This window comes from Enterobacter sp. MEB024 (assembly GCF_030209635.1).
Taxonomy (GTDB): Bacteria; Pseudomonadota; Gammaproteobacteria; order Enterobacterales; family Enterobacteriaceae; genus Enterobacter; species Enterobacter ludwigii.
In genome coordinates this window covers 1-21,972 of record NZ_JARVRQ010000001.1, presented here as the reverse complement: position 1 = coordinate 21,972, position 21,972 = coordinate 1, and the positions used below count along the sequence as shown (strand labels likewise).

Genomic DNA, 21,972 nt, shown 5'->3' with positions numbered 1-21,972 from the left:
CCCAGCGAAGTCTTACTTAACCATCTCTTTTTCGATCAGCTGGATCAGGATGTGGATCACTTTGATGTGAATTTCCTGAATACGGTCAGCATAACCGAAGTGTGGAACACGGATTTCGATATCCGCCGTACCGTCCATCTTACCGCCATCTTTACCGGTCAGGGTGATGACTTTCATCCCTTTTTCACGCGCTGCGGCAATCGCTTTGATCACGTTAGCCGAGTTTCCGGACGTCGAAATCCCCAGCAGCACGTCACCTTCACGGCCCACGGCTTCAACGTAGCGAGAGAAGATATAGTCATAACCAAAATCGTTACTGACGCAGGAAATGTGGCTCACATCGGAAATCGCAATCGCCGGGTAGCCCGGACGGTTTTCACGATAACGCCCGGTCAGCTCTTCTGCAAAGTGCATCGCATCACAGTGGGAACCACCGTTACCACAGGAGAGCACTTTACCGCCGGCCTTGAAACTGTCGGCCAGCAGGACCGCTGCGCGCTGAATAGCGTGAATATTGGCATCATCTTTCAGAAAGTTAGCCAGCGTTTCCGCCGCTTCGTTCAGTTCGTTACGAATAAGATCCTGGTACATGAGGATAATCCTTCAGTATTGATGAAATAACACAGTGGAGTGTACCGGATAGCGGGAAAAGCGAGAAGCTAAAGCCATGCGAATCGTCTGGCGTTTTGCGTTTTCGTGCCGGCTTAAACCTGAACAATGTGAACCAGGTTGTAATTATTTTGTAAACACATTGCTAAAGGAAATAACATCAACTACAACCATATCATCACAAGTGGTCAGACCTCCTACAAGCAAGGGAGCTTTTCTTTATGATGATTTTGAGCATTCTCGCAACCGTTGTTCTGCTCGGTGTGCTGTTCTATCACCGGGTGAGTTTATTCCTGAGCAGTCTGATTCTGCTGGCCTGGACGGCTGCGCTTGGCGTCGCTGGCCTGTGGAATATCTGGCTTTTAGTCCCGCTGGCCATCATTCTTCTGCCGTTTAACTTTACGCCGATGCGTAAATCGATGATCTCCGCGCCGGTGTTCAAAGGCTTCCGCAAAGTGATGCCGCCCATGTCGCGTACGGAGAAAGAAGCGATTGATGCCGGTACCACCTGGTGGGAAGGCGACCTGTTCCAGGGCAACCCGGACTGGAAAAAGCTGCACAACTATCCGCAACCACGTCTGACCGCTGAAGAACAGGCCTTTATTGATGGTCCGGTGGAAGAAGCGTGCCGCATGGCAAATGACTTCGCGATTACCCATGAAATGGCGGACCTGCCGCCAGAACTGTGGGCGTATCTGAAAGAACACCGCTTCTTCGCGATGATCATTAAGAAAGAGTACGGCGGTCTGGAGTTTTCCGCTTACGCTCAGGCCCGCGTCCTGCAAAAACTGGCAGGCGTTTCCGGGATCCTGGCGATCACCGTTGGCGTGCCGAACTCGTTAGGCCCAGGTGAACTGCTGCAACACTACGGTACCGAAGAGCAGAAAGATCACTACCTGCCGCGTCTGGCACGTGGCCAGGAAATTCCATGCTTCGCGCTGACCAGCCCGGAAGCGGGCTCCGATGCGGGTGCGATCCCGGATACCGGCGTCGTCTGCATGGGTGAATGGCAGGGTCAACAGGTGCTGGGTATGCGCCTGACCTGGAACAAACGTTATATTACGCTCGCCCCTATCGCGACCGTGCTGGGCCTGGCCTTTAAGCTCTCCGATCCGGAAAAACTGCTGGGCGGTGAAGAAGATCTGGGCATTACCTGTGCGCTGATCCCAACCTCCACCCCAGGCGTTGAAATTGGTCGTCGCCACTTCCCGCTGAACGTACCGTTCCAGAACGGCCCAACCCGCGGCAAGGATATCTTTGTACCGATTGACTACATCATCGGTGGTCCGAAAATGGCCGGTCAGGGCTGGCGCATGCTGGTGGAATGTCTGTCGGTTGGCCGCGGTATTACCCTGCCGTCGAACTCGACCGGTGGTTTGAAATCTGTCGCGATGGGGATTGGTGCATACGCCCATATCCGCCGTCAGTTCAAAATCTCTATCGGCAAGATGGAAGGGATCGAAGAGCCGCTGGCACGTATCGCAGGCAATGCCTACGTGATGGATGCTGCCGCCTCCCTGATTACCTACGGCATTATGCTGGGCGAAAAACCGGCCGTGCTGTCAGCTATCGTGAAGTATCACTGTACCCACCGCGCACAGCAGTCAATCATTGATGCAATGGATATCGCGGGCGGTAAAGGCATTATGCTCGGCGAGGGCAACTTCCTGGCGCGCGGCTACCAGGGCGCACCGATTGCCATCACCGTTGAAGGGGCAAACATCCTGACCCGCAGCATGATGATCTTCGGCCAGGGGGCAATCCGTTGCCATCCTTATGTGCTGGAAGAGATGGCCGCCGCGCAGAATAACGACGTGGATGCCTTCGACAAGCTGCTGTTCAAACATATCGGTCACGTGGGCAGTAATAAAGTACGCAGCTTCTGGCTGGGTCTGACGCGCGGTCTTACCAGCACCACGCCAACCGGTGATGCGACCAAGCGTTATTACCAGCATCTTAACCGCCTGAGCGCCAACCTCGCTCTGCTGTCAGATGTTTCTATGGCGGTGCTGGGCGGTAGCCTGAAGCGTCGCGAGCGTATCTCTGCCCGTCTGGGTGATGTGCTGAGCCAAATCTTCCTCGCCTCTGCGGTCCTGAAACGCTACGACGATGAAGGCCGTCAGGAAGCCGATCTGCCGCTGGTTCACTGGGGCGTTCAGGATGCGATGTATCAGGCGGAACAGGCCATTGACGATCTGCTGGCGAACTTCCCGAACCGCTTTGTTGCAGGCGCCCTTCGCGTGGTGATCTTCCCGACCGGTCGTCATCATCTGGCGCCGTCTGACAAACTGGATCACAAAGTGGCGAAGATCCTGCAGGTACCGAGCGCAACCCGTTCCCGTATCGGCCGCGGTCAGTATCTGGCTCCAACACCGCATAACCCGGTTGGTCTGCTGGAAGAAGCGCTGCTGGACGTGATGGCTGCCGATCCCATCCACCAAAAGATCTGCAAACAGTTGGGCAAAAACCTGCCGTTCACCCGCCTGGATGAACTGGCGAAACAGGCCCTGACGGGCGGGATCATCAACAATGATGAAGCCGCTCTGCTGGTGAAAGCCGAAGAGAGCCGTCTGCGCAGCATTAACGTGGATGATTTCGACCCGGATGAGCTGGCGACACAGCCGGTAAAGCTCCCGGAGAAGGTCCGCAAACCTGAAGCTGCATAACGCGTTTCGCTTCTACAAACCCCGCCACGCGCGGGGTTTTTTATTGCCACATTTTCTCTTTATGTCGTGCTACAGTGTCAAAAAGTGGTCGTTTGAGGAGTCTGAATTGTGCCTGGTCTGAAGATTTCGATTTTGCAGCAACCTTTAGTGTGGATGGACGGCCCTGCCAACCTGCGCCACTTTGATCGTCAACTGGAAGGCATTACCGGGCGTGATGTGATTGTCCTGCCGGAGATGTTCACTACCGGCTTCGCCATGGAAGCGGCGCAACAGTCAATGCCACAGCAAGAGGTGGTCGCCTGGATGCACGCCAAAGCGCAGCAAACCAATGCGCTGATTGCCGGCAGCGCTGCGCTGCAAACCGAACGCGGGCCGGTCAACCGCTTCCTGCTGGTCGAGCCGGAAGGGAAAGTGCATTTCTATGATAAACGCCATTTGTTCCGCATGGCAGATGAACATCATCACTATGAAGCGGGTGATGCGCGCGTGGTGTTCGAATGGCGCGGCTGGCGTATTCTGCCGCTGGTTTGCTACGACCTGCGCTTCCCGGTGTGGTCACGCAACCGCAACGATTACGACCTGGCGCTGTATGTCGCCAACTGGCCTGCCCCGCGCTCCCTGCACTGGCAGTCGCTGCTGGTCGCACGCGCCATTGAAAACCAGGCGTATGTGGTCGGCTGTAACCGCGTGGGGACCGATGGCAACGGGCATCATTATCGGGGGGATAGCCGGGTGGTGAACCCGCAGGGTGAAATTATTGCCACCGCCGAGCCGCATCAGGCAACGCGCATTGATGCTGAATTGTCACTGACGGCCCTGAAGGAATATCGCGAGAAGTTTCCGGCCTGGCAGGATGCGGATCCGTTTAGCATTGGATAACGGTTTCCCCTCCCTCTCACAGGAAGAGGGAGGAGACATCATTAACTCACCAGCGCCTGCCCGTCTTTGCGGCTCTCTGTCGCCGCCACATAGTGCCCTTCCGGCATACGATAAATCACCTGCGCGCCACCGAAGTTGTAATCCTGGAGCGGATCTTCCACCACGATCTGGTGCCCGCGCTCACGCAGTGCGGCGATAGTATTGCGATCGAACGTCGATTCGACGATCACTTCCCTGCCCTGCACCACGCGCCAGCGAGGCGCATCAATTGCCGCCTGTGGGTTTTGCCCGTGCAGCATGATGCGCAGCGCCATCTGCATATGCCCCTGCGCCTGCATTGGGCCGCCCATGACGCCAAAGGACATCAGCGGTTTACCGTTGCCGTCCATCGCAAAGCCCGGAATGATGGTGTGGAACGGACGCTTACTGCCCGCCAGCGCATTCGGATGGTTTGGATCCAGCACAAAGCCACAGCCGCGGTTTTGCAGACTGATCCCGGTCTCCGGCACCACAATCCCGGATCCAAAGCCCATATAGTTGGACTGAATAAACGAGATCATCATACCGCTGGAATCTGCAGCGCTCAGGTAGACCGTGCCGCTCTGCGTCGGCGAACCGTAGACGAAATCGGAGGCGTTATCGGGGTCGATAAGCGCCGCGCGCGACGCCAGATAACGATCGCTCAGCAACGCCTGGGCCGCAAACTCCATGTGTTCTTCATCAGCGACGTAGCGATCGAGATCCGCCAGCGCCAGTTTCATCGCTTCAATAGACAGATGAAGCGACTGCACGGAATCCGGATGATGTTTTTCAATTCCACACTGATCCAGAATACCGAGCGCAATCAGCGTGGCGATGCCCTGCCCGTTTGGCGGCAGCTCCTGCACCGAACCACCGGCAAAATCACGCGACAGCAGTTCTACCCAGTCCACACGATGATTGGCCAAATCCTCTGCCGTCAGGTGCGCGCCATGTTCTTTCGCGAAAGCGGCAATTTTCTGCGCCAGCTCGCCGCGGTAAAACGCTTCACCGTTGGTTCTGGCAATCAGCTCCAGCGAATGAGCCTGCGCCGGGTTACGGAAGATCTCGCCAACCCGGGGAGCACGCCCTTCCGGAGCAAAGCAGGCGCTAAAGCCTGGCTGATCTTTGAGCTTGTTATAACCCCGCTGCCAGAGATGGCCAATCAACGGGGAGACCGGAAAACCGTTACGCGCATACTCGATGGCCGGTTGCGCCAGCGTAGTAAGCGGCAGCGTGCCAAAACGTTCTGCCAGCGCCACCCAGCCCGATACCGCACCCGGCACGGTGACGGCGTCCCAGCCAATTTCTGGCACCGCGGTTTTACCGGCAAACAGATCCGCGTGCCAGCTGGCAGGCGAGCGGCCTGAGGCGTTCAGGCCGTGGAGTTTTTCGCCATCCCAGACGATGGCAAAGGCATCGCTGCCAATACCGTTGCCGGTGGGTTCAACCACCGTCAACGCCATGGCGGTTGCAACCGCCGCATCAACCGCGTTCCCGCCGAGCTGCAGCATTTTCATTCCCGCCTGGGCCGCCAGCGGCTGAGATGTCGCCACGGCGTTGTGGCCTATCATCGGCGGGCGTCGTGAATCGTAACCGGAAGTGAAATCAAGCGCTTTGGTCATCATGACTCCTTAGTCATGGCGCGGATCGAGCGCATCGCGCAGCCCGTCGCCGAGTAAATTAAAGCCCTGCACGGCAAGGAAAATCGCCACACCGGGGAATACAGACATCCACGGAGCCTGCTCAAGGAAACCTTTCGCGGTATTAAGCATTGAGCCCCATGACGGGTTCGGCGGCTGCTGGCCTAACCCCAGAAACGACAGACTGGCTTCAGCAATGATTGCAGAGGCAATGGCCAGCGTGGCCTGCACCAGAATCGGAGACATCACATTGGGCAGCACATACTTAATGATGATCCAGCGATCCGGCAGGCCAATTGCCCTTGCGCCGTCGATATACTCTTCGTTGCGAATGGCGATCACCTGGCCGCGCGTCAGGCGGGCGAAGATCGGCATTGCGGAGAGGCCAATGGCGATCATGGCGTTGGTCAGGCTTGGGCCCAGAAACGCCCCGAGCGCGATCGCCATGATTAGGAACGGACAGGCCAGCAGCGCTTCAATAAAACGCGAGATCACGCCGTCCCACATCTTCTGGAAGTAACCCGCCACCAGCCCCAGCGGAACGCCAATGACCACGGCGATCACCACCGACATACAGCCAGCCATCAACGACGTTCTCGCCCCCCAGATAATGCGGGACAAAATATCGCGGCCCAGTTCATCGGTCCCAAACCAGTACATCGCCGAAGGCGCTTTGCGCACCGCCAGAAAATTGGCTTTCACCGGATCAAAAGGCGCGATCCACGGCGCCAGCAGTGCCACCAGCACAAAAAAGCCCACCACTACGGCACCCATCACCGCGCTTTTATTGGCGAGAAATTTCTTCAGCACCCGGTTCTGCGCACGGGGCTGAACCGCGGCAATGGTTTGAGTTGTCAGTTCCGCCATGCTTAACCTCGCATTTTCGGGTTGATAAGAACGTAAAGCACGTCGGCCAGCAGGTTCAGCAGCAGGAAACCGATCGCCACGATAAGCACCACCCCCTGCACCACCGCATAGTCACGGTTAAAGACTGAATCGACGATCATCTTGCCGAACCCTGGAATGGTGAAGACCTGTTCGGTCAGTACCGCGCCACCCAGCAGTTCGCCGAACAACAGCGTGGTCAGGGTGATCACCGGAACCAGCGCATTGCGAAACGCATGCTTTAAAATCACCGCCTTTGGCAACAGCCCTTTAGCCCGTGCGGTGCGGATGTAATCGGCCTTCATTACCGCGATCATGGAGGCGCGCGTATGGCGCATCAGCGTGGCCGCCAGCCCCGTTCCCAGTACCGACGCAGGCAACAACAGCGTACGCAGGTTCTGGATCGGATCTTCACTAAACGGCACGAACCCCGACGCTGGCAGCCATTGCAGATTGACCGAGAAGATCAGAATCAACAGGATCCCGAGCCAGAAATGCGGTATTGAGATCCCCGAGATCGCCACAAAGTTGGCACCGTGATCGACCCAGCTGTTTTTATTGACCGCCGCGAGGATCCCCATGCTGATGCCAAACACCAGCGCGATGATCATCGCCAGCAGCGATAGCTCCAGCGTCACCGGCAGTTTGCTGGCAATGAGCTGGGTGACCGGCTCGTGAGTGCGTAAGGAGACACCAAGATCGCCCTGCAGCGCGCGCGTCAGCCAGTTGAAGTACTGCACAGGGATGGGCGCATCGAGGTTGAGCTCAGCACGCAGCTGGGCGATCACCGCCGGATCGCGCTCCTCCCCGGCCATGGCGATCAGCGGATCGCCGGGCAGCAGTTTTTGCAGGCCGAACACCATCATGCTCACCAGCAGTAAGGTCGGGATGGCCAGCAGCAGACGTTTGCAAATCAGTTCCAGCATGGGTTCTCCTCAGGCCAGTTATTTCGCCAGCGTCAGGCCAGCCAGACGCACAATGCCGTCCGGATACGGTTTAAAGCCCTGCACGCTCTTGTTCAGACCAAAAATACGCGGTTCAAAATAGAGGTAGGCAATGGGCATATCCGTCTGCAGCTGTTTCACCACCTTGTCGTACAGCGGCTGACGGACGGCTTTGTCGTTGCTCAGGCGCGCCTGCGTCAGCCATTCATCCACCTGCGCGTTACTGTAATGACCGTCGTTAAGGGTGCCTTTGCTGTTAATGAAGCCGTAGATGCTGCCATCTGGATCCGGACGACCCGACCAGCCAGAGAAGCTCAGCTGATAATCACCGCTCTGCTGGCGATCGAGCAGCGTGGCGAACTCGGTCATTTGCAGGTTCAGGTTAAAGCCAGCCTCTGCGACCATCGCCTGCAGTACCTGACCGACCTGCTGTGAAGTTGGGTTGTTGGGCACCAGCAGATTGACGTTCAGCGGGGTAGTGACGCCTGCCGCTTTCAACAGCGCTTTGGCTTTGTCGACATCGCGTGGTGGCACCGGCAGGTTAACGTGATACGGACTTACGGTAGAAAACGCCTGGTTTGCCGGGGTGTACAGCCCCTCGAAGACCACCTGATTTAACGCATCGCGATCGATTGCCTGTGAAAATGCCTCACGCACGCGGGCATCCTTAAACGGATCGTTCGCCGGGACCTTGCCGTTATTGATATTGAAGGTAATGCCCTGATAACCCAGACCGGTCACCTTCGCCAGCGCCAGTTTGCTGTCGGCTTCTACGGTTTTCACGTCGCTTGCGGCAATGCCTTCCGTCAGATCAAGATCCCCTGCACGCAGGTTAGCCAGACGCACGGAAGCATCCGGGATCGGCAGATAGATAATTTTGTCGAAATGGTAAGCGCCTTTGTTCCAGTAGTTGTCAAAACGCGTCAGAACGATACGGTCCTGTGAGACGCGGCTGTCGAACTTATAGGGGCCAGAGCAGACCGGATGGGCGGCAAAGTCAGGCTTTTTCGCGGCGTCGGGTGCCATCATCGCCCCGGCGCGATCGGTAAGCTGCATCAGCAGTGCGGCATCAGGTGTTTTCAGATGCAGGGCAATCTGCATCGGGCCTGTCACCTCAACGGACTCAACGGACGAGATTTCACTTTTACGCAGCGAACCTTTTAACGTCAGCGCGCGGTCGAGGTTGTATTTTGCCGCGGCGGCGTCAAATTTTTCACCGTCATGGAAGGTCACACCTTCACGCAGATCCATGGTCAGCGTTTTGCCGTCGTCACTCCAGGCCCACGATTTCGCCAGGCCGGGAACCACTTTCAGATGCTCATCCACGTCCACCAGCCGGTCGCACAGAGACGCAAAGACGAAACGGCCGTAATAGGTGCGCGCCAGATGCGGATCGAGCATATCCGGATCCGCCCCCAGACCAATTCGCAGTACGCTTTCAGAATGGGCGGGCAGCGCCGCGCCAAGCAACATAACACTTCCCAGTACGGTCAAAAGAGAATTACGCATTGTCATTATCATGAGTTCCTTGAAGGAAGGGAGGAGTGAGTGGCCGCGTGTTCAAACAGCGCGCGGCGGCGCAGAAAGGCTGCGGATGGCGGTGCTATCTGGATAACACTGCGATCGCGGTTAATCTCCTGCCAGCGATGGCAGGCAATCTGGCGTCCCCCGTCCAGCACCTGATTGATCGGCTCGACCTGGCGACATTCATCCGTGGCATACGGACAACGGGTATGGAAACGGCAGCCTGACGGTGGGCTGGCCGGGTTCGGTAAATCCCCCTGCAGCAGAGGTGCCACCCGCGGCGCGCCTGGCTGCATCTGGGGGGCGGAGGCGATTAACGCCTGCGTATAGGGGTGTAGCGGGGCATCAAAGATTTCGTCGACGGTCGCAAGCTCAACAATTTGCCCGAGATACATCACCGCCACGCGGTCACTCATATGGCGAATCACCGCCAGGCCATGGGCGACAATCACCATTGTCAGACCCAGCTGGTGCTTCAGGCTTTCCAGCAGGTTGACCACCTGCGCCTGAACCGAGACATCCAGCGCGGAGACCGGCTCGTCCCCGAGCAACAGCTTTGGACCGGAGGCCAGCGCACGCGCAATACCAATTCGCTGACGCTGCCCTCCGGAAAATTCGTGCGGATAACGTTGTGCCCAGGCCGCTGGCAGCCCTACGGTTTTAAGCAGCTCCGCCACCCGATATTGCCTGTCGGTTTTCTTCATCGACTGGTGTAGCCACAGCGGCTCACCGACGATCTGCTCGACCGTCATGCGCGGGTTTAACGATGCGAAAGGATCCTGAAAGATGATCTGCAGCTCCCGCCGCAGCTGGTTCAGACGCGCACCCGAGGCATGAGTGATCTCTTCACCCTGATAAAATACGCGTCCTTCGCTGGCCGCCAGCAGCCGCAGAAGAAGACGGCCCAGCGTCGATTTTCCGGATCCGGACTCGCCCACAATCGCCAGCGTTTCACCAGGCATGACGGAGAGGGAGACGCGATCGACCGCGGTGACAAAACGTGCTGGGGTAAACAGTTTTTTAGGGCCGGGAAAAAGCTTGCTCAGGTCCCGGGCTTCAAGAATGGGCGTCGTCATGCAATTTCTCCCAGCGCAATATGTTGTTCCAGCGGCACGCGGAAGCAGGCCACCTGATGGTCGGTCCCCATCGCCGTCAGCGACGGCTTTTCGTCATGACACCGCGTTTGCGCGAAGGGGCAGCGGGTAGCGAACCGGCACCCTTTGGGCATGGATTCCGGCAGCGGAACGGCTCCGGGAATAGTGGAAAGCGCGCCTTTACGTGCGCCGAGGGACGGAATCGAGCCCATCAGTCCTATGGTGTACGGGTGTTGCGGGTCGGCAAAAATGGCCTCCACGCTCCCCTGCTCTACCACCTGTCCGGCATACATTACCGCCACCTGCTGCGCGACTTCCGCCACCACGCCCAGATCGTGGGTGATCATTAACACCGCCGTACCGGTCTCTTCTTTGAGGGTATTAAGCAGCGCGAGGATCTGCGCCTGAATGGTCACATCCAGCGCGGTTGTCGGCTCGTCGGCAATCAGCAAACGTGGATGGTTAATCAGCGCCATCGCAATCATCACGCGCTGACGCATCCCCCCGGAAAGCTGGTGCGGATACGCTTTCAGGCGCATCTCTGCCGCCGGGATCTGCACCTTCTCCAGAATCTGCAGCGCAACCTTCATCGCCTCTGCACGAGAAAGTTTCTGATGGCGCATCACCGCTTCACTGAGCTGGTCTCCCAGCGTGAAGGCAGGGTTGAGCGAGGTCATTGGCTCCTGGAAAATCATTGCCAGTTCGCTGCCGCGAAGATCGGCATATTCCCGCGGTGAAAGCTTTCGTAAGTCGTGACGACGGAACTGCATCTCGCCGCTGACGATCTGTGCGCTGGCGGGCAGTAAGCCCATCAGCGCTAATGAGGTGATACTTTTCCCGCAGCCGGATTCCCCCACCAGCGCCAGCGTTTCTCCCGCGCTGACCGTCAGTGAAATACCATCAAGCACGCTCACCGGAGAGCCGGCGAACGTTACGTTAAGATTTTGCAGCCGCAGTACAGGCGTGGGGTCCTTAAACGGGATCGTCGTCATAGCGTGAAGTCGTCCTCAAGGTGAAGAGCCTGAATCAGGGCTGACTGCAGGCTAAGCAGGTGTTCGCGCATGGCGGCCGCTGCTTCATTAGGCTGGCGATGGATAATCGCAGACATGATTTTTTGATGATGGTTGTTGTAGTGATCAACCCGCTCGGGTGTACGGGCTAATTCGCGCAAATGCTGCCAGCCCGGTTCACGTCTGACGGCATCAATGGCATCAAACAGGCCAAGCATCAGGCGATTACCGGCAGCCTCGGCAATGGCGCGGTGAAATGCGCTATCCCAGAGTTCGTTGAGATCGCGGTCGTCCGGGCTGACCTTATCAATGCGTTCCAGCATGCGCTGCATAAGCGCGAGGTTTTCCCTGGTGGCACGCAGTGCCGCAAGCCGGGCTAAGCCGGGTTCGAGCTGTAGACGAGCTTCCATGACTTCCAGAAGGTTGGTTTGCTGAACCAATCCCTGAAGGGCCAGAGGTTCAACAGGTGCAGACGGGCCTATAAAGGTCCCTTTACCCTGTTTACGCCAGATCCGCCCCTCCTCTTCCAGCACATCCAGCGCACGACGTACTTCACGTCGTCCTACGCCGAGAGTCTCCGACAGCTCACGTTCAGTGGGCAGCGGAGTGCCTGGTGTTGACTCATGCTGGTTGATCAGTCCGCGCAGCTGCTCAAGCGCGGTGCTGGAATTGGCCAGAAACCGTGACGGTTTTTCCATATTGGTTCGCTCGCTATCATCATTACTTTATTTTTATTAACGATAAGTTATTGATATGACTTGCTACTTACCGTGCTAATGATTAAGCAATAAACGAACCAATAAAGCATTGGTTCATGAACTTTCTGAAGGGATGGAGATAAGCGAATGATTTTCTGTGAATTATTTTTTACAAAATTACACATCTGCTCCGCTGCCAAAAAGACAATCGGTGGCAAAATGCACAAATACGGTGCAAATTGTGCACTATCATTGATCAAATGTTAATTAATTGCACCACAGATATTAACTCTTTGTTAATAAAGACAGGGGGGCGGATAAAGAAGATTTGCAGACGCAGAAACGACGAAGGCCTGAATCATTTCTGATTCAGGCCTTCTGAATAGTGGCGGAACGGACGGGACTCGAACCCGCGACCCCCTGCGTGACAGGCAGGTATTCTAACCGACTGAACTACCGCTCCACTGTTCCCGCTGGGGGAACGAGGCGCATATTACGGTTTGCCTCCGGACTCGTCAACGCTTTTTCTCACGTTTTGAATCGTTTGCTGCAAAATTCACCCAAACGATGATTTTACAGGCATTCTGGCCCTTTTTCAGGCCCGCCACATGCAGCTTCCGCCTTTCTTCTGCACTAAATCAAGACGGGATTCATGGTTAAGTAACTCTTCATCACTGGCTAAAACCACCCGCAAACGACTGGCCTGGCGAACAACACGTTGAATCCCCGCTTCCCCCTGCGTCTGCTGGGATTCATTTTCCATGCTGAATTTCATGGACGTCTGACCACCGGTCATCGCCAGGTAGACATCCGCCAGGATCTGGGCATCGAGCAATGCGCCGTGCAACGTTCGCTTGGTGTTATCTATTTCATAGCGAGAACAGAGCGCATCCAGGCTGTTACGCTTGCCAGGAAACATTTTCCTCGCCAGCGCCAGGCTATCGGTCACCTTACAGAACGTGTTCGTTTTCGGAATATCACGATGGAGCTTACTGAACTCATAGTCCATAAAGCCGATATCGAACGACGCGTTGTGAATGATAAGCTCGGCGCCTTTGATATATTCCAGAAACTCGTCTGCCACTTCCGCAAAGGTCGGTTTATCCAGCAAGAACTCATCGGCGATACCATGCACACCGAACGCTTCTGGGTCCACCAGCCGGTCGGGTTTGAGGTAGACATGGAAGTTGTTCCCCGTAAGACGACGGTTCACCACTTCAACGGCACCGATCTCAATGATCTTGTGCCCTTCGTAGTGCGCGCCGATCTGGTTCATACCGGTGGTTTCGGTATCGAGGACAATCTGGCGAGTAATTGCAGTGCTCATAGCGGTCATTTATGTCAGACTTATCGTTTAACTGAACGTTTCAAATACAGGAAGTCTACCAGAGATGCGTAAACAGGTAGAAATTTTCACCGATGGATCTTGCCTTGGCAACCCAGGGCCTGGCGGTTATGGCGCGATTATGCGCTATCGTGAGCATGAAAAAACTTTTAGCGAAGGCTATTTTCTGACCACCAACAACCGCATGGAGTTGATGGCCGCCATTGTGGCACTGGAAGCGCTAAAAGAACACTGCGATGTGGTGTTGAGCACTGACAGTCAGTACGTACGCCAGGGGATCACCCAGTGGATCCACAACTGGAAAAAACGCGGCTGGAAGACGGCAGACAAAAAGCCGGTCAAAAACGTCGATCTCTGGAAACGTCTTGATGCTGCGCTGGGCCAGCACGAGATTAAATGGGAATGGGTTAAAGGTCACGCAGGCCACCCCGAAAACGAACGTTGTGACGAACTGGCACGGGCGGCGGCATCCAACCCCGCTCATGAAGACACAGGCTATCAGCCCGAATCCTGATCAGGGTTTTCTGTACTGCCGCGTGGCGCCCACGGTCTGGCGAATGGGCGATTTCGATTTACTCTGCTTCATCGGATTAAGCGTAAGGGGGATGGTCCGCTTACGCGCGACAATAAATTGCATGCAGCCTAATGCCGGCAGATGGGTGCTCAGAACAACGCCCCCCTGCCGCGCCCAGGGAAGTACCTGAAAACCGCCCGAGCAGAGCACCTCAAAATTCAGCAGTGAAAGCCAGTCAAGCTGGCGCATCATCGTGAACATCCTGCTGTTATACGGCGGTGTCCGGCGAAGCACCGGAACCAGCTTGCGCAGCCCCATCAGACTCAGCGGATTGAACCCGCTGAGTATCAGCCAGCCATCATCAATCAGGACGCGATCTGCCTCGCGCAGCAGGCGATGAGGATCGCTGCACCAGGGCAACGTGTGTGCCAGCAGGCAGGCATCAACGGACTTTTCCGCAAACGGCAGATGCAAAGGATCCGCTTTCACCTGAACCGGCGATGCGCCAAGAGAGACATTAACCTGATGTGAGATAGCGCAGCTTTCGGTATTGATTTCCGCGCTGAGATTGCCAATCTTAAGCAAGTGAAAACCATACATTTTCGCGAGCCAGGGTTTAAGCTGCTGTTCCAGGTTCTCGCGATAGTATTCACCCCAGGGCAATTCGGCCCAACGTTCAGGTGCCGGGACAATCTGAGGTATCCTTGCCGGTTTCATCAACTCACCCACCACGCTATAAGAGGTAATTTATGAATCTTATCAGTATTCCCGCCTTTCAGGACAATTACATCTGGGTTTTAGTCGATGACGAGCATCGGTGCGTCATTGTCGATCCTGGAGAATCGGCTCCCGTATCAGACGCGATAAAAGAGAACGGCTGGCAACCAGAGGCCATCCTTCTGACCCATCATCATAACGATCACACCGGCGGCGTTGCTGACCTTCGTGCCCAATTCCCGCATCTGGTGGTTTACGGACCGGCAGAGACACAAGATAAGGGAACAACGCAGGTAGTCGAAGAAGGTGAAAATATCCTCATACGCGAGTGGGAGTTTTCTGTATTTGCTACACCAGGTCACACTTTGGGACATCTTTGTTTCTACAGTAAACCTTATCTTTTTTGCGGCGATACGCTGTTCTCCGGAGGCTGCGGAAGGCTTTTTGAGGGCACCCCATCCCAGATGTACCAGTCATTACAGAAGATTAGCGCATTACCTGACGATACCCTTATTTGTTGCGCACATGAGTATACATTAGGAAATATGAAGTTTGCGGCGAGCATCTTGCCAGAGGATCGGGCGATTCAAGATTATTATCACAAAGTGAAGGAGTTACGTGCAAAAAACCAAAAAACACTCCCCGTAATTCTGAAAAATGAGCGTAAAACTAATTTATTTTTACGAACAGATGATATTGATTTAATTGATGAAATTAACAAAGAAACAAATTTGTCACAACCAGAACAACGATTTGCATGGTTAAGGTCAAAGAAAGATAACTTCAGATAATTGCGGGTTGCCTTTTCAAAATTTCGCCGTTATCATCGCTCGTCTTTTAAGCAACTATTGACACACACATGAAGGCAAAAGCGATATTTCTCGCCTCTGTCCTGCTTGTAGGTTGCCAGTCGCAGAACGGCAGCAACGTACAACAGCACGCACAGAGCCTTTCTGCAGCTGGTCAAGGGGAAGCAGGGAAGTTTACAAGTTCAGCGCGATGGATGGACGATGGGACGTCTTTCGCACAGGATGAAGACTTGTGGACCTCTATTGGCGACGAGCTAAAGATGGGAATTCCGGAAAACAACCGGATTCGCGAACAGAAGCAAAAGTATTTAAGAAATAAGAGCTATCTCCACGATGTAACTTTACGGGCAGAGCCGTATATGTACTGGATAGCCGGGCAAGTTAAGAAACGTAACATGCCGATGGAGCTGGTACTCCTACCCATAGTGGAGAGCGCTTTTGACCCACACGCGACGTCTGGCGCCAATGCCGCAGGCATTTGGCAGATCATTCCGAGCACCGGGCGAAACTATGGTTTGAAACAGACCCGCAATTATGATGCGCGTCGTGATGTTGTCGCTTCAACGACAGCCGCTCTCGACATGATGGAACGTCTTAATAAGATGTTCGACGGCGACTGGCTGTTAACGGTCGCAGCGTATAACAGTGGCGAAGGTCGTGTACTGAAGGCAATGAAAGCGAATAAAGCACGGGGTAAATCCACCGATTTTTGGTCGCTCTCACTGCCACAGGAAACGAAGATTTACGTACCGAAAATGCTGGCATTGAGCGACATTCTCAAGAACAGCAAGCGTTACGGTGTACAACTGCCAACACCAGACGAAAGTCGTGCACTGGCGCGTGTTCGCCTCAGCAATCCGGTTGATATTCAACAGGTTGCTGATATGACGGGTATGTCGGTAAGTAAACTGAAAACCTTTAATGCTGGCGTTAAAGGCTCAACGCTGGGGGCCAGTGGTCCGCAGTATGTAATGGTTCCGCAGAAACATGCTGAGCAGTTACGTGAGTCTTTAGCATCGGGTGAAATTGCCGCTGTTCAGTCAACGCTGATCGCGGATGCATCATCCGTGAACAGCCGCAGCTATAAGGTTCGGTCAGGTGATACGCTTTCGGGCATTGCCTCACGTCTTGGCGTGACGGCAAACGATCTGCAGCAGTGGAATAATCTGCGCAGCTCAGGCCTGAAAGTGGGTCAGACTCTGACGGTGGGTGCAGGTAACAGTGCACAGCGTCTCGCCAGCAACAGCGATAGCATTACCTATCGTGTGCGTAAAGGTGATTCACTGTCCAGTATCGCAAAACGACACGGCGTAAATATCAAGGATGTGATGCGCTGGAACAATGATACTGACAATCTGAAACCAGGCGACCAGCTGACGTTGTTTGTGAAAAACAGCGCCACGCCAGACTCCTGATGACACGACCTAACGATAAAAAGGCACCGATTCCCCTCGGTGCCTTTTTTCTTTACGCTGCTTTTTGCGCTTCAGCCATGATGGTATCGCTGGTAAATGATCCATCATCCTGCAATTCAAAGTACGCCTTCACTTCCGCTGACGCACTATCCTGATACAACCGAATGGCCTGGCTTAACGCTTCCGGCGTGCGCATACGGGCAATCCACGAACTGAACTCCAGCGGCAAGCGGTCCGTTATCAATGCACGTGTGATCAGCCCCGCTTCAGTAATCAGCGCTAACCACTCCCCGCTGGAGTAGTTTTGCACATGCGAGGTGTCGCGCAGCGCTTCAACCGTTTGCAGCCAGATATTACGCACCGGATGTCCCGGCGACATCACATCCATAATGATAAAGACCCCGCCCGGCTTCAGGACGCGTTTAACTTCACGTAATGCCTGGCCGACATCATGCCAGTGATGGGCAGAATAACGGCTGATAACAACTTCAAACGAGGCATCTTCAAAGGGTAAGGATTCGGCATAGCCCTGGCGCGTTGCGATGTTGTTCAGCCCTTTGGCTTGTGCGGCCTCTGCAACCACCTCCAGCATCTGACTGGATAAATCATAGGCCGTGACCCGCGCCACCTGCTGTGCTGCCGTGAAGCTGGCATGCCCGGCACCACAGCCTAAGTCCAGGACGTGCGCGTGCGGCACTGCCGTCAGGCGTTCACCGAGACGGACCAGATCACGGCCAGACGCGTGCACGGCACTGCTCAGATAAGCATTTGCCTGGGAGCCAAACTGTTTTTCTACGTTGTCATGATGGGAGTGTGTTGTTGTCATCGTACTGTCCTTTTGTTGTTTAAAATAAAGGGCAGCACCCGAATGGCCTGCCCCACGGCAGACCTGACATACCATTATTTATCAGGTTTGCCGGGACTGAATTCAACGAGTAGAGGATTGTGATCGGAGGCACGCGTCACCAGAACAGAGGCGTCGTGAACGTTCAGACCACGATAGAAGACAAAATCGAGAGGACGACCAAACGCTTTCTTACGCTGGTCATCGCTAAAACGAACTTCACGCAGCGACATTTCGCGTGCAAAGCGATACAGCGCATTCATGCGCGGACGGCTCCAGGCATTAAAATCCCCGGCCATAATGATGGGCCCGCTGTGATGGGCGATCTGGTCACCGATCGGAAGTAACTGCTTACTATACACATCCACGCCCAGGCTGAAGTTGACCGCGTGGATATTCACAACCATCAGCATGCGCGTGTCCGGCAGCGGGTAGACCGTTACCAGCGCCGATTTCGCCAGACGCAGAATCGGCTCGCGTTCGCGCAGCGGGCAGCAATAGACCGGATGAGCCGAAGAGAGGGTCATCACGCCAGAAGGATGTTGCGGCAAGACAAACGCGGGAACCTGGTCAGCAGCAAGGTAGTGAGTCGTAGCAAACCTTACCAGCTCGGGGGTGGTTTGCGCCTCCTGCAACAGCACCAGATGGGCGTCTTTCCCAAAATTCTTGAGTACCGATAACCACTCAGCGCGCTGTTGTTTAAAGATGTTCCACACCAGCACCCGGATTTTTTCATCGCTGCTTAAGGGTGTCCCGGCAGGTAATGCCTGACTTATGCTCGCAAACGACCCCGGAGGCAAGATCCTCTCCGCGGGCATTCCGGCAACATAACGCATGGCATAGGTATTTTTTCGCACTTTTGGAAACGGCCTCTGTAACATGAACCAGCCCGGAAAACGGACTGGTTCTAATGTTATAGGGACTTTAGGTTACACTTTCAACGCAATTTCAGATAAACCGCTTTCCAGTTTTGTAAGCAAGCACTTACTGATGTTATCCCAGCACTACACGAGCGGGTTTATCAAGGCGCCCACTCAGGCTAATCAGCAGGAAAGCGATCAGAACAATCACCGCACCAATCCATGGCGTTTGAGTTAATCCGAAATGTTCAACGGTTTGCCCACCAATGATGGAACCCAGCGCAATCCCAATATTGAACGCGGCAATATTCAGGCCCGATGCGACATCTACCGCGTTGGGTGTATAAAGTTCGGCTTTTTGTACCACGTAAACCTGCAGGCCTGGCACGTTACCAAAGGCGAAGATCCCCATCACCAGTACCGTTATCAGCGCGGCGTATTGCATCGATGCCGTGAACTGGAAAATCATCAGCAGAACAACCAGTGCTGCGAAGATAAACTTCAGGGCCGGCACTGCACCATGTTTGTCCGCAAGCTTCCCTCCCCAGATATTACCGATGGCGACGGAGATACCATACCCCAGCAAAATCCAGCTCACTGCACTGGGTGAGAAGCCTGCCAGGTCCTGCATCATCGGAGCCAGGAAGGTGAAAGCCGTGAATACCCCCCCATAGCCGAGCGCTGTGACGGCGTAGATGATCAGCAAACGCGGATGCGTGAGTACCTTCAGCTGATCGCTCAGGCTGGCACTCGCACGTCCTGCAATAGTCGACGGTACCAGCAGCAGGCTGGCAACCAGGGCAATCACCCCCAGTAAAGAGACGGCAAGGAAGGTTTCGCGCCAGCCAAAGTGCTGTCCGATAAACGTTCCTAACGGTACACCGGTGACAAGAGCTACAGTCAGACCACCGAACATAATCGCGATGGCGGATGCTGCTTTCTCTTTTGGTACCAGGCTGGTTGCAATAGTTGAACCAATGGAGAAGAACACACCGTGAGCGAGACCGGTCAGCAGCCGGGCAATCACCAGCGTGGTGTAGTCCGGCGCCTGCCAGGCCAGAATATTGCCAGCGGTGAATAACACCATCAGCGCAACCAACAGCTGCTTACGCGGGAAACGTCCCGTCAATGCGGTCAGGACGGGGGCGCCGATGGCAACCCCGAGCGCATAGATAGAAACCAACAGGCCGGCAGAGGGCAGCGAGATTGAAAGCTGGTTAGCTATCGTAGGCACCAGTCCTACGATAACAAATTCGGTCGTGCCAATTGCAAAGGCACTGATCGTCAGGGCAAGTAGCGCCAGTGGCATAAATAACTCCATATCATCAGGATTAAGATGACAGGCAGTATGCGCCAGTGCTTAAATAACAAAAATGGTCAAAATATCAATAGAATTTTGCAGGTGGTGCAACAATGAAAGCAACGTCGGAAGAGCTGACAATTTTTGTCGCCGTCGTCGAAAGCGGCAGTTTTAGCCGTGCGGCCGAGCAGCTGGGGCAGGCTAATTCAGCCATCAGCCGCTCGGTGAAAAAACTGGAGATGAAGCTCGGCGTCAGTCTTCTCAACCGAACGACGCGTCAGCTAAGCCTGACGGAGGAAGGCGAGCGTTACTTCCGCCGTGTGCAGTCCGTCCTGCAGGAGATGGCGGCGGCAGAAACAGAGATTATGGAAACCCGTAGTACGCCGCGCGGATTGCTGCGCATTGATGCGGCAACACCGGTTGTTCTTCATTTTCTGATGCCGCTGATCAAGCCTTTCCGCGAACGCTATCCGGAGATGACGCTCTCGTTAGTTTCCTCAGAGACGTTTATCAATCTCATCGAGCGGAAAGTGGATGTGGCGATCCGGGCCGGCACCCTGACCGACTCGAGCTTGCGGGCCCGCCCTCTTTTCGCCAGCTACCGCAAGATAGTCGCGTCACCGCAATACATCGCAGAGCATGGCAAACCAGAGACGGTTGAAGAGCTGAAGCAGCACCTGTGCCTGGGTTTCACGGAGCCCGTATCGCTGAACACCTGGCCTGTGGCCTGTCATGATGGTCAACTGCATGAAATCACCAGTGGGTTATCGTCCAACAGTGGAGAAACGCTGAAGCAGCTTTGCCTCGAAGGGAATGGGATCGCCTGTTTGTCGGACTATATGATTGATAAAGAAATTGCACGCGGTGAGCTTGTAGAGCTGATGGCAGATAAACGTCTGCCTGTGGAGATGCCTTTTAGTGCAGTTTATTACAGTGACAGAGCGGTAAGTACGCGCATACGCGCCTTTATCGATTTCCTGAGCGAACATATAAAAACAGCTCCCGGGGGAGCTGTGTGAGGGTTTCAGGCTACAGAGGAAAGGGTCAATATTAATCCCAGTCAGGTGCCAGACCTTCAGGGCTGACCAGACGATCGTTGCATTCCAGGACAGCGATCGCTTTTTTGTCTTCGTCGTCCAGCTGGAGATCCTTCGCTAACAGGTTGCTGGCCAGGTTTTCACGTCGGGTTGAAGAGGGGATCACGGCGTAACCTTCACCCATCGCCCATGCCAGAATCACCTGTGCAGCCGTTGCGCTATGTTTTTCTGCGATACGATTAATCACGTCATCTTTCAGTGCCTTACCGTAGGCCAGGGTCATATATGAGGTGATGTGGATGCCGTGCTGTTTTGCCCAGTCCACGACTTTGCGGTTTTGCAGGTAGGGAGAGAGTTCAATCTGATTGGTTGCAATGTTTTCTGCCCCCACGGCGGCAATGGCTTTTTCCATCAGCGGGATGGTGAAATTAGAAATACCTATTTCACGCGTTAAGCCCTGCTCTTTCGCTTCAAGCAATGCCTGCATGAACTCCTCGACTGACACGGCATCGTTCGGTGATGGCCAGTGGATCAACGTCAGATCCACATAGTCGGTACGCAGTTTTTCCAGGCTCTCTTTCAGGCTGGGGATCAATTTGTCTTTGCTGAGGTTTTCAATCCAGATTTTGGTGGTGATGAAAAGCTCGCTACGCGCTACGCCGCTCTCTTCGATAGCCTGACCAACGGCAGCTTCGTTATCATAAATCTGCGCCGTATCAATTGCGCGATAGCCAAGTTCAAGTGCAGTTTTTACGGATGCGATAACAACGTCGTCTTTCAGGCGGAAAGTGCCCAGACCCAGTGCAGGGATAGTCATGTAATCCTCGTTATTCATAATGATTGTTAACTGAGGAGGATTATCGCTGCTGCCGTTATGCAGAAAAAGAGCGTTTAACGCAGAGGATTTTTGCTGATTTGGCAATAATGATAAGACAGATATGAAAAAAGCCCTGAGCGTTAACTCAGGGCTTTTAATAAGTGGCGGAACGGACGGGACTCGAACCCGCGACCCCCTGCGTGACAGGCAGGTATTCTAACCGACTGAACTACCGCTCCACCGAAGACTGCTGTAACCACCGGATTTATGCACCGGCTTACTACGTAATTTGATGCCTGGCAGTTCCCTACTCTCACATGGGGAGACCCCACACTACCATCGGC

General features: G+C 54.8%; 20 protein-coding genes and 2 tRNA genes. 6 read left to right on the top strand and 16 right to left on the bottom strand.

The window, feature by feature from the left end; all coding sequences use genetic code 11:
• Positions 1 to 12: 12 nt before the first annotated feature.
• Positions 13 to 591 (bottom strand): D-sedoheptulose 7-phosphate isomerase, encoded by a 579-nt coding sequence (gene lpcA, locus QRN24_RS00110; RefSeq protein WP_014168755.1) that lies wholly within the window; start codon positions 589 to 591, stop codon positions 13 to 15.
• 239 nt (positions 592 to 830) lie between these two features.
• Between lpcA and fadE the strand changes: the two genes are divergently transcribed.
• Entirely contained in the window at positions 831 to 3,275 is a 2,445-nt protein-coding gene (gene fadE / locus QRN24_RS00105; protein ID WP_025205109.1) for an acyl-CoA dehydrogenase FadE, read from the top strand.
• A 108-nt stretch (positions 3,276 to 3,383) separates the two neighbouring features.
• Complete coding sequence (locus QRN24_RS00100; RefSeq protein WP_014168753.1) at positions 3,384 to 4,154, top strand: amidohydrolase; 771 nt, start codon at positions 3,384 to 3,386, stop codon at positions 4,152 to 4,154.
• 41 nt (positions 4,155 to 4,195) lie between these two features.
• On the opposite strand, the gene QRN24_RS00095 is transcribed toward QRN24_RS00100, so the two are convergent.
• The 9 genes from QRN24_RS00095 to dnaQ all read right to left on the bottom strand — a co-directional run bounded on the left by QRN24_RS00095 (position 4,196) and on the right by dnaQ (position 13,297).
• Positions 4,196 to 5,797 carry a gamma-glutamyltransferase family protein gene (locus tag QRN24_RS00095; RefSeq protein WP_284942190.1) on the bottom strand — a complete coding sequence of 534 codons (1,602 nt, stop codon included), beginning with the start codon at positions 5,795 to 5,797 and terminating at the stop codon, positions 4,196 to 4,198.
• A gap of 9 nt (positions 5,798 to 5,806) precedes the next feature.
• Positions 5,807 to 6,682 carry an ABC transporter permease gene (locus QRN24_RS00090; RefSeq protein WP_014168751.1) on the bottom strand — a complete coding sequence of 292 codons (876 nt, stop codon included), beginning with the start codon at positions 6,680 to 6,682 and terminating at the stop codon, positions 5,807 to 5,809.
• A 2-nt stretch (positions 6,683 to 6,684) separates the two neighbouring features.
• Positions 6,685 to 7,626 (bottom strand): ABC transporter permease, encoded by a 942-nt coding sequence (locus tag QRN24_RS00085; RefSeq protein WP_163304748.1) that lies wholly within the window; start codon positions 7,624 to 7,626, stop codon positions 6,685 to 6,687.
• Between the two features lie 18 nt (positions 7,627 to 7,644).
• Positions 7,645 to 9,159 (bottom strand): ABC transporter substrate-binding protein, encoded by a 1,515-nt coding sequence (locus tag QRN24_RS00080; RefSeq protein ID WP_072126555.1) that lies wholly within the window; start codon positions 9,157 to 9,159, stop codon positions 7,645 to 7,647.
• 2 nt (positions 9,160 to 9,161) lie between these two features.
• Positions 9,162 to 10,244, bottom strand: a complete 1,083-nt coding sequence (locus QRN24_RS00075; protein WP_049022688.1) for an ABC transporter ATP-binding protein — start codon at positions 10,242 to 10,244, stop codon at positions 9,162 to 9,164.
• Positions 10,241 to 11,254 (bottom strand): ABC transporter ATP-binding protein, encoded by a 1,014-nt coding sequence (locus QRN24_RS00070; RefSeq protein ID WP_078775019.1) that lies wholly within the window; start codon positions 11,252 to 11,254, stop codon positions 10,241 to 10,243. The genes QRN24_RS00075 and QRN24_RS00070 overlap by 4 nt, the downstream gene beginning before the upstream one ends.
• Positions 11,251 to 11,970, bottom strand: a complete 720-nt coding sequence (locus tag QRN24_RS00065; protein ID WP_284942189.1) for a FadR/GntR family transcriptional regulator — start codon at positions 11,968 to 11,970, stop codon at positions 11,251 to 11,253. Before QRN24_RS00065 ends, QRN24_RS00070 begins: the two co-directional genes overlap by 4 nt.
• Before the next feature lie 386 nt (positions 11,971 to 12,356).
• A tRNA-Asp gene (locus QRN24_RS00060) sits at positions 12,357 to 12,433 on the bottom strand.
• A gap of 132 nt (positions 12,434 to 12,565) precedes the next feature.
• Complete coding sequence (gene dnaQ, locus QRN24_RS00055; protein ID WP_032677465.1) at positions 12,566 to 13,297, bottom strand: DNA polymerase III subunit epsilon; 732 nt, start codon at positions 13,295 to 13,297, stop codon at positions 12,566 to 12,568.
• A gap of 64 nt (positions 13,298 to 13,361) precedes the next feature.
• Between dnaQ and rnhA the strand changes: the two genes are divergently transcribed.
• On the top strand, positions 13,362 to 13,829 hold the full coding sequence (rnhA, locus tag QRN24_RS00050; RefSeq protein WP_014168741.1) for a ribonuclease HI: 468 nt from the start codon (positions 13,362 to 13,364) through the stop codon (positions 13,827 to 13,829).
• Here the strand turns inward: rnhA and QRN24_RS00045 are convergent, their stop codons facing one another.
• On the bottom strand, positions 13,830 to 14,546 hold the full coding sequence (locus QRN24_RS00045) for a class I SAM-dependent methyltransferase (RefSeq protein WP_020882800.1): 717 nt from the start codon (positions 14,544 to 14,546) through the stop codon (positions 13,830 to 13,832).
• Between the two features lie 32 nt (positions 14,547 to 14,578).
• Here QRN24_RS00045 and gloB point away from each other — a divergent pair, with 32 nt between their 5' ends.
• Both gloB and mltD read left to right on the top strand, forming a co-directional pair.
• A complete protein-coding gene (gene gloB / locus QRN24_RS00040; protein ID WP_284942188.1) occupies positions 14,579 to 15,337 on the top strand; it encodes a hydroxyacylglutathione hydrolase in 759 nt (252 codons plus the stop codon).
• A 68-nt stretch (positions 15,338 to 15,405) separates the two neighbouring features.
• The gene (mltD, locus tag QRN24_RS00035) at positions 15,406 to 16,770 is read left to right on the top strand and encodes a murein transglycosylase D (protein ID WP_047744235.1); all 1,365 of its coding nucleotides are present in this window, start codon (positions 15,406 to 15,408) and stop codon (positions 16,768 to 16,770) included.
• Between the two features lie 52 nt (positions 16,771 to 16,822).
• Here mltD and QRN24_RS00030 read toward each other — a convergent pair whose 3' ends face one another.
• The 3 genes from QRN24_RS00030 to QRN24_RS00020 form a co-directional block, all read right to left on the bottom strand.
• Positions 16,823 to 17,596: a class I SAM-dependent methyltransferase gene (locus tag QRN24_RS00030; protein WP_151887267.1), complete on the bottom strand. Its 774-nt coding sequence runs from the start codon at positions 17,594 to 17,596 to the stop codon at positions 16,823 to 16,825.
• A 74-nt stretch (positions 17,597 to 17,670) separates the two neighbouring features.
• Positions 17,671 to 18,471, bottom strand: a complete 801-nt coding sequence (locus QRN24_RS00025; RefSeq protein ID WP_025205128.1) for an endonuclease/exonuclease/phosphatase family protein — start codon at positions 18,469 to 18,471, stop codon at positions 17,671 to 17,673.
• Between the two features lie 136 nt (positions 18,472 to 18,607).
• Positions 18,608 to 19,783, bottom strand: a complete 1,176-nt coding sequence (locus QRN24_RS00020) for an MFS transporter (protein ID WP_284942187.1) — start codon at positions 19,781 to 19,783, stop codon at positions 18,608 to 18,610.
• Between the two features lie 104 nt (positions 19,784 to 19,887).
• Here QRN24_RS00020 and yafC point away from each other — a divergent pair, with 104 nt between their 5' ends.
• Entirely contained in the window at positions 19,888 to 20,793 is a 906-nt protein-coding gene (yafC, locus tag QRN24_RS00015; RefSeq protein WP_014168734.1) for a DNA-binding transcriptional regulator YafC, read from the top strand.
• A 31-nt stretch (positions 20,794 to 20,824) separates the two neighbouring features.
• Here the strand turns inward: yafC and dkgB are convergent, their stop codons facing one another.
• Both dkgB and QRN24_RS00005 read right to left on the bottom strand, forming a co-directional pair.
• Complete coding sequence (dkgB, locus tag QRN24_RS00010) at positions 20,825 to 21,628, bottom strand: 2,5-didehydrogluconate reductase DkgB (protein ID WP_284942186.1); 804 nt, start codon at positions 21,626 to 21,628, stop codon at positions 20,825 to 20,827.
• A 162-nt stretch (positions 21,629 to 21,790) separates the two neighbouring features.
• Positions 21,791 to 21,867, bottom strand: a tRNA-Asp gene (locus QRN24_RS00005).
• Between the last annotated feature and the right edge of the window lie 105 nt (positions 21,868 to 21,972).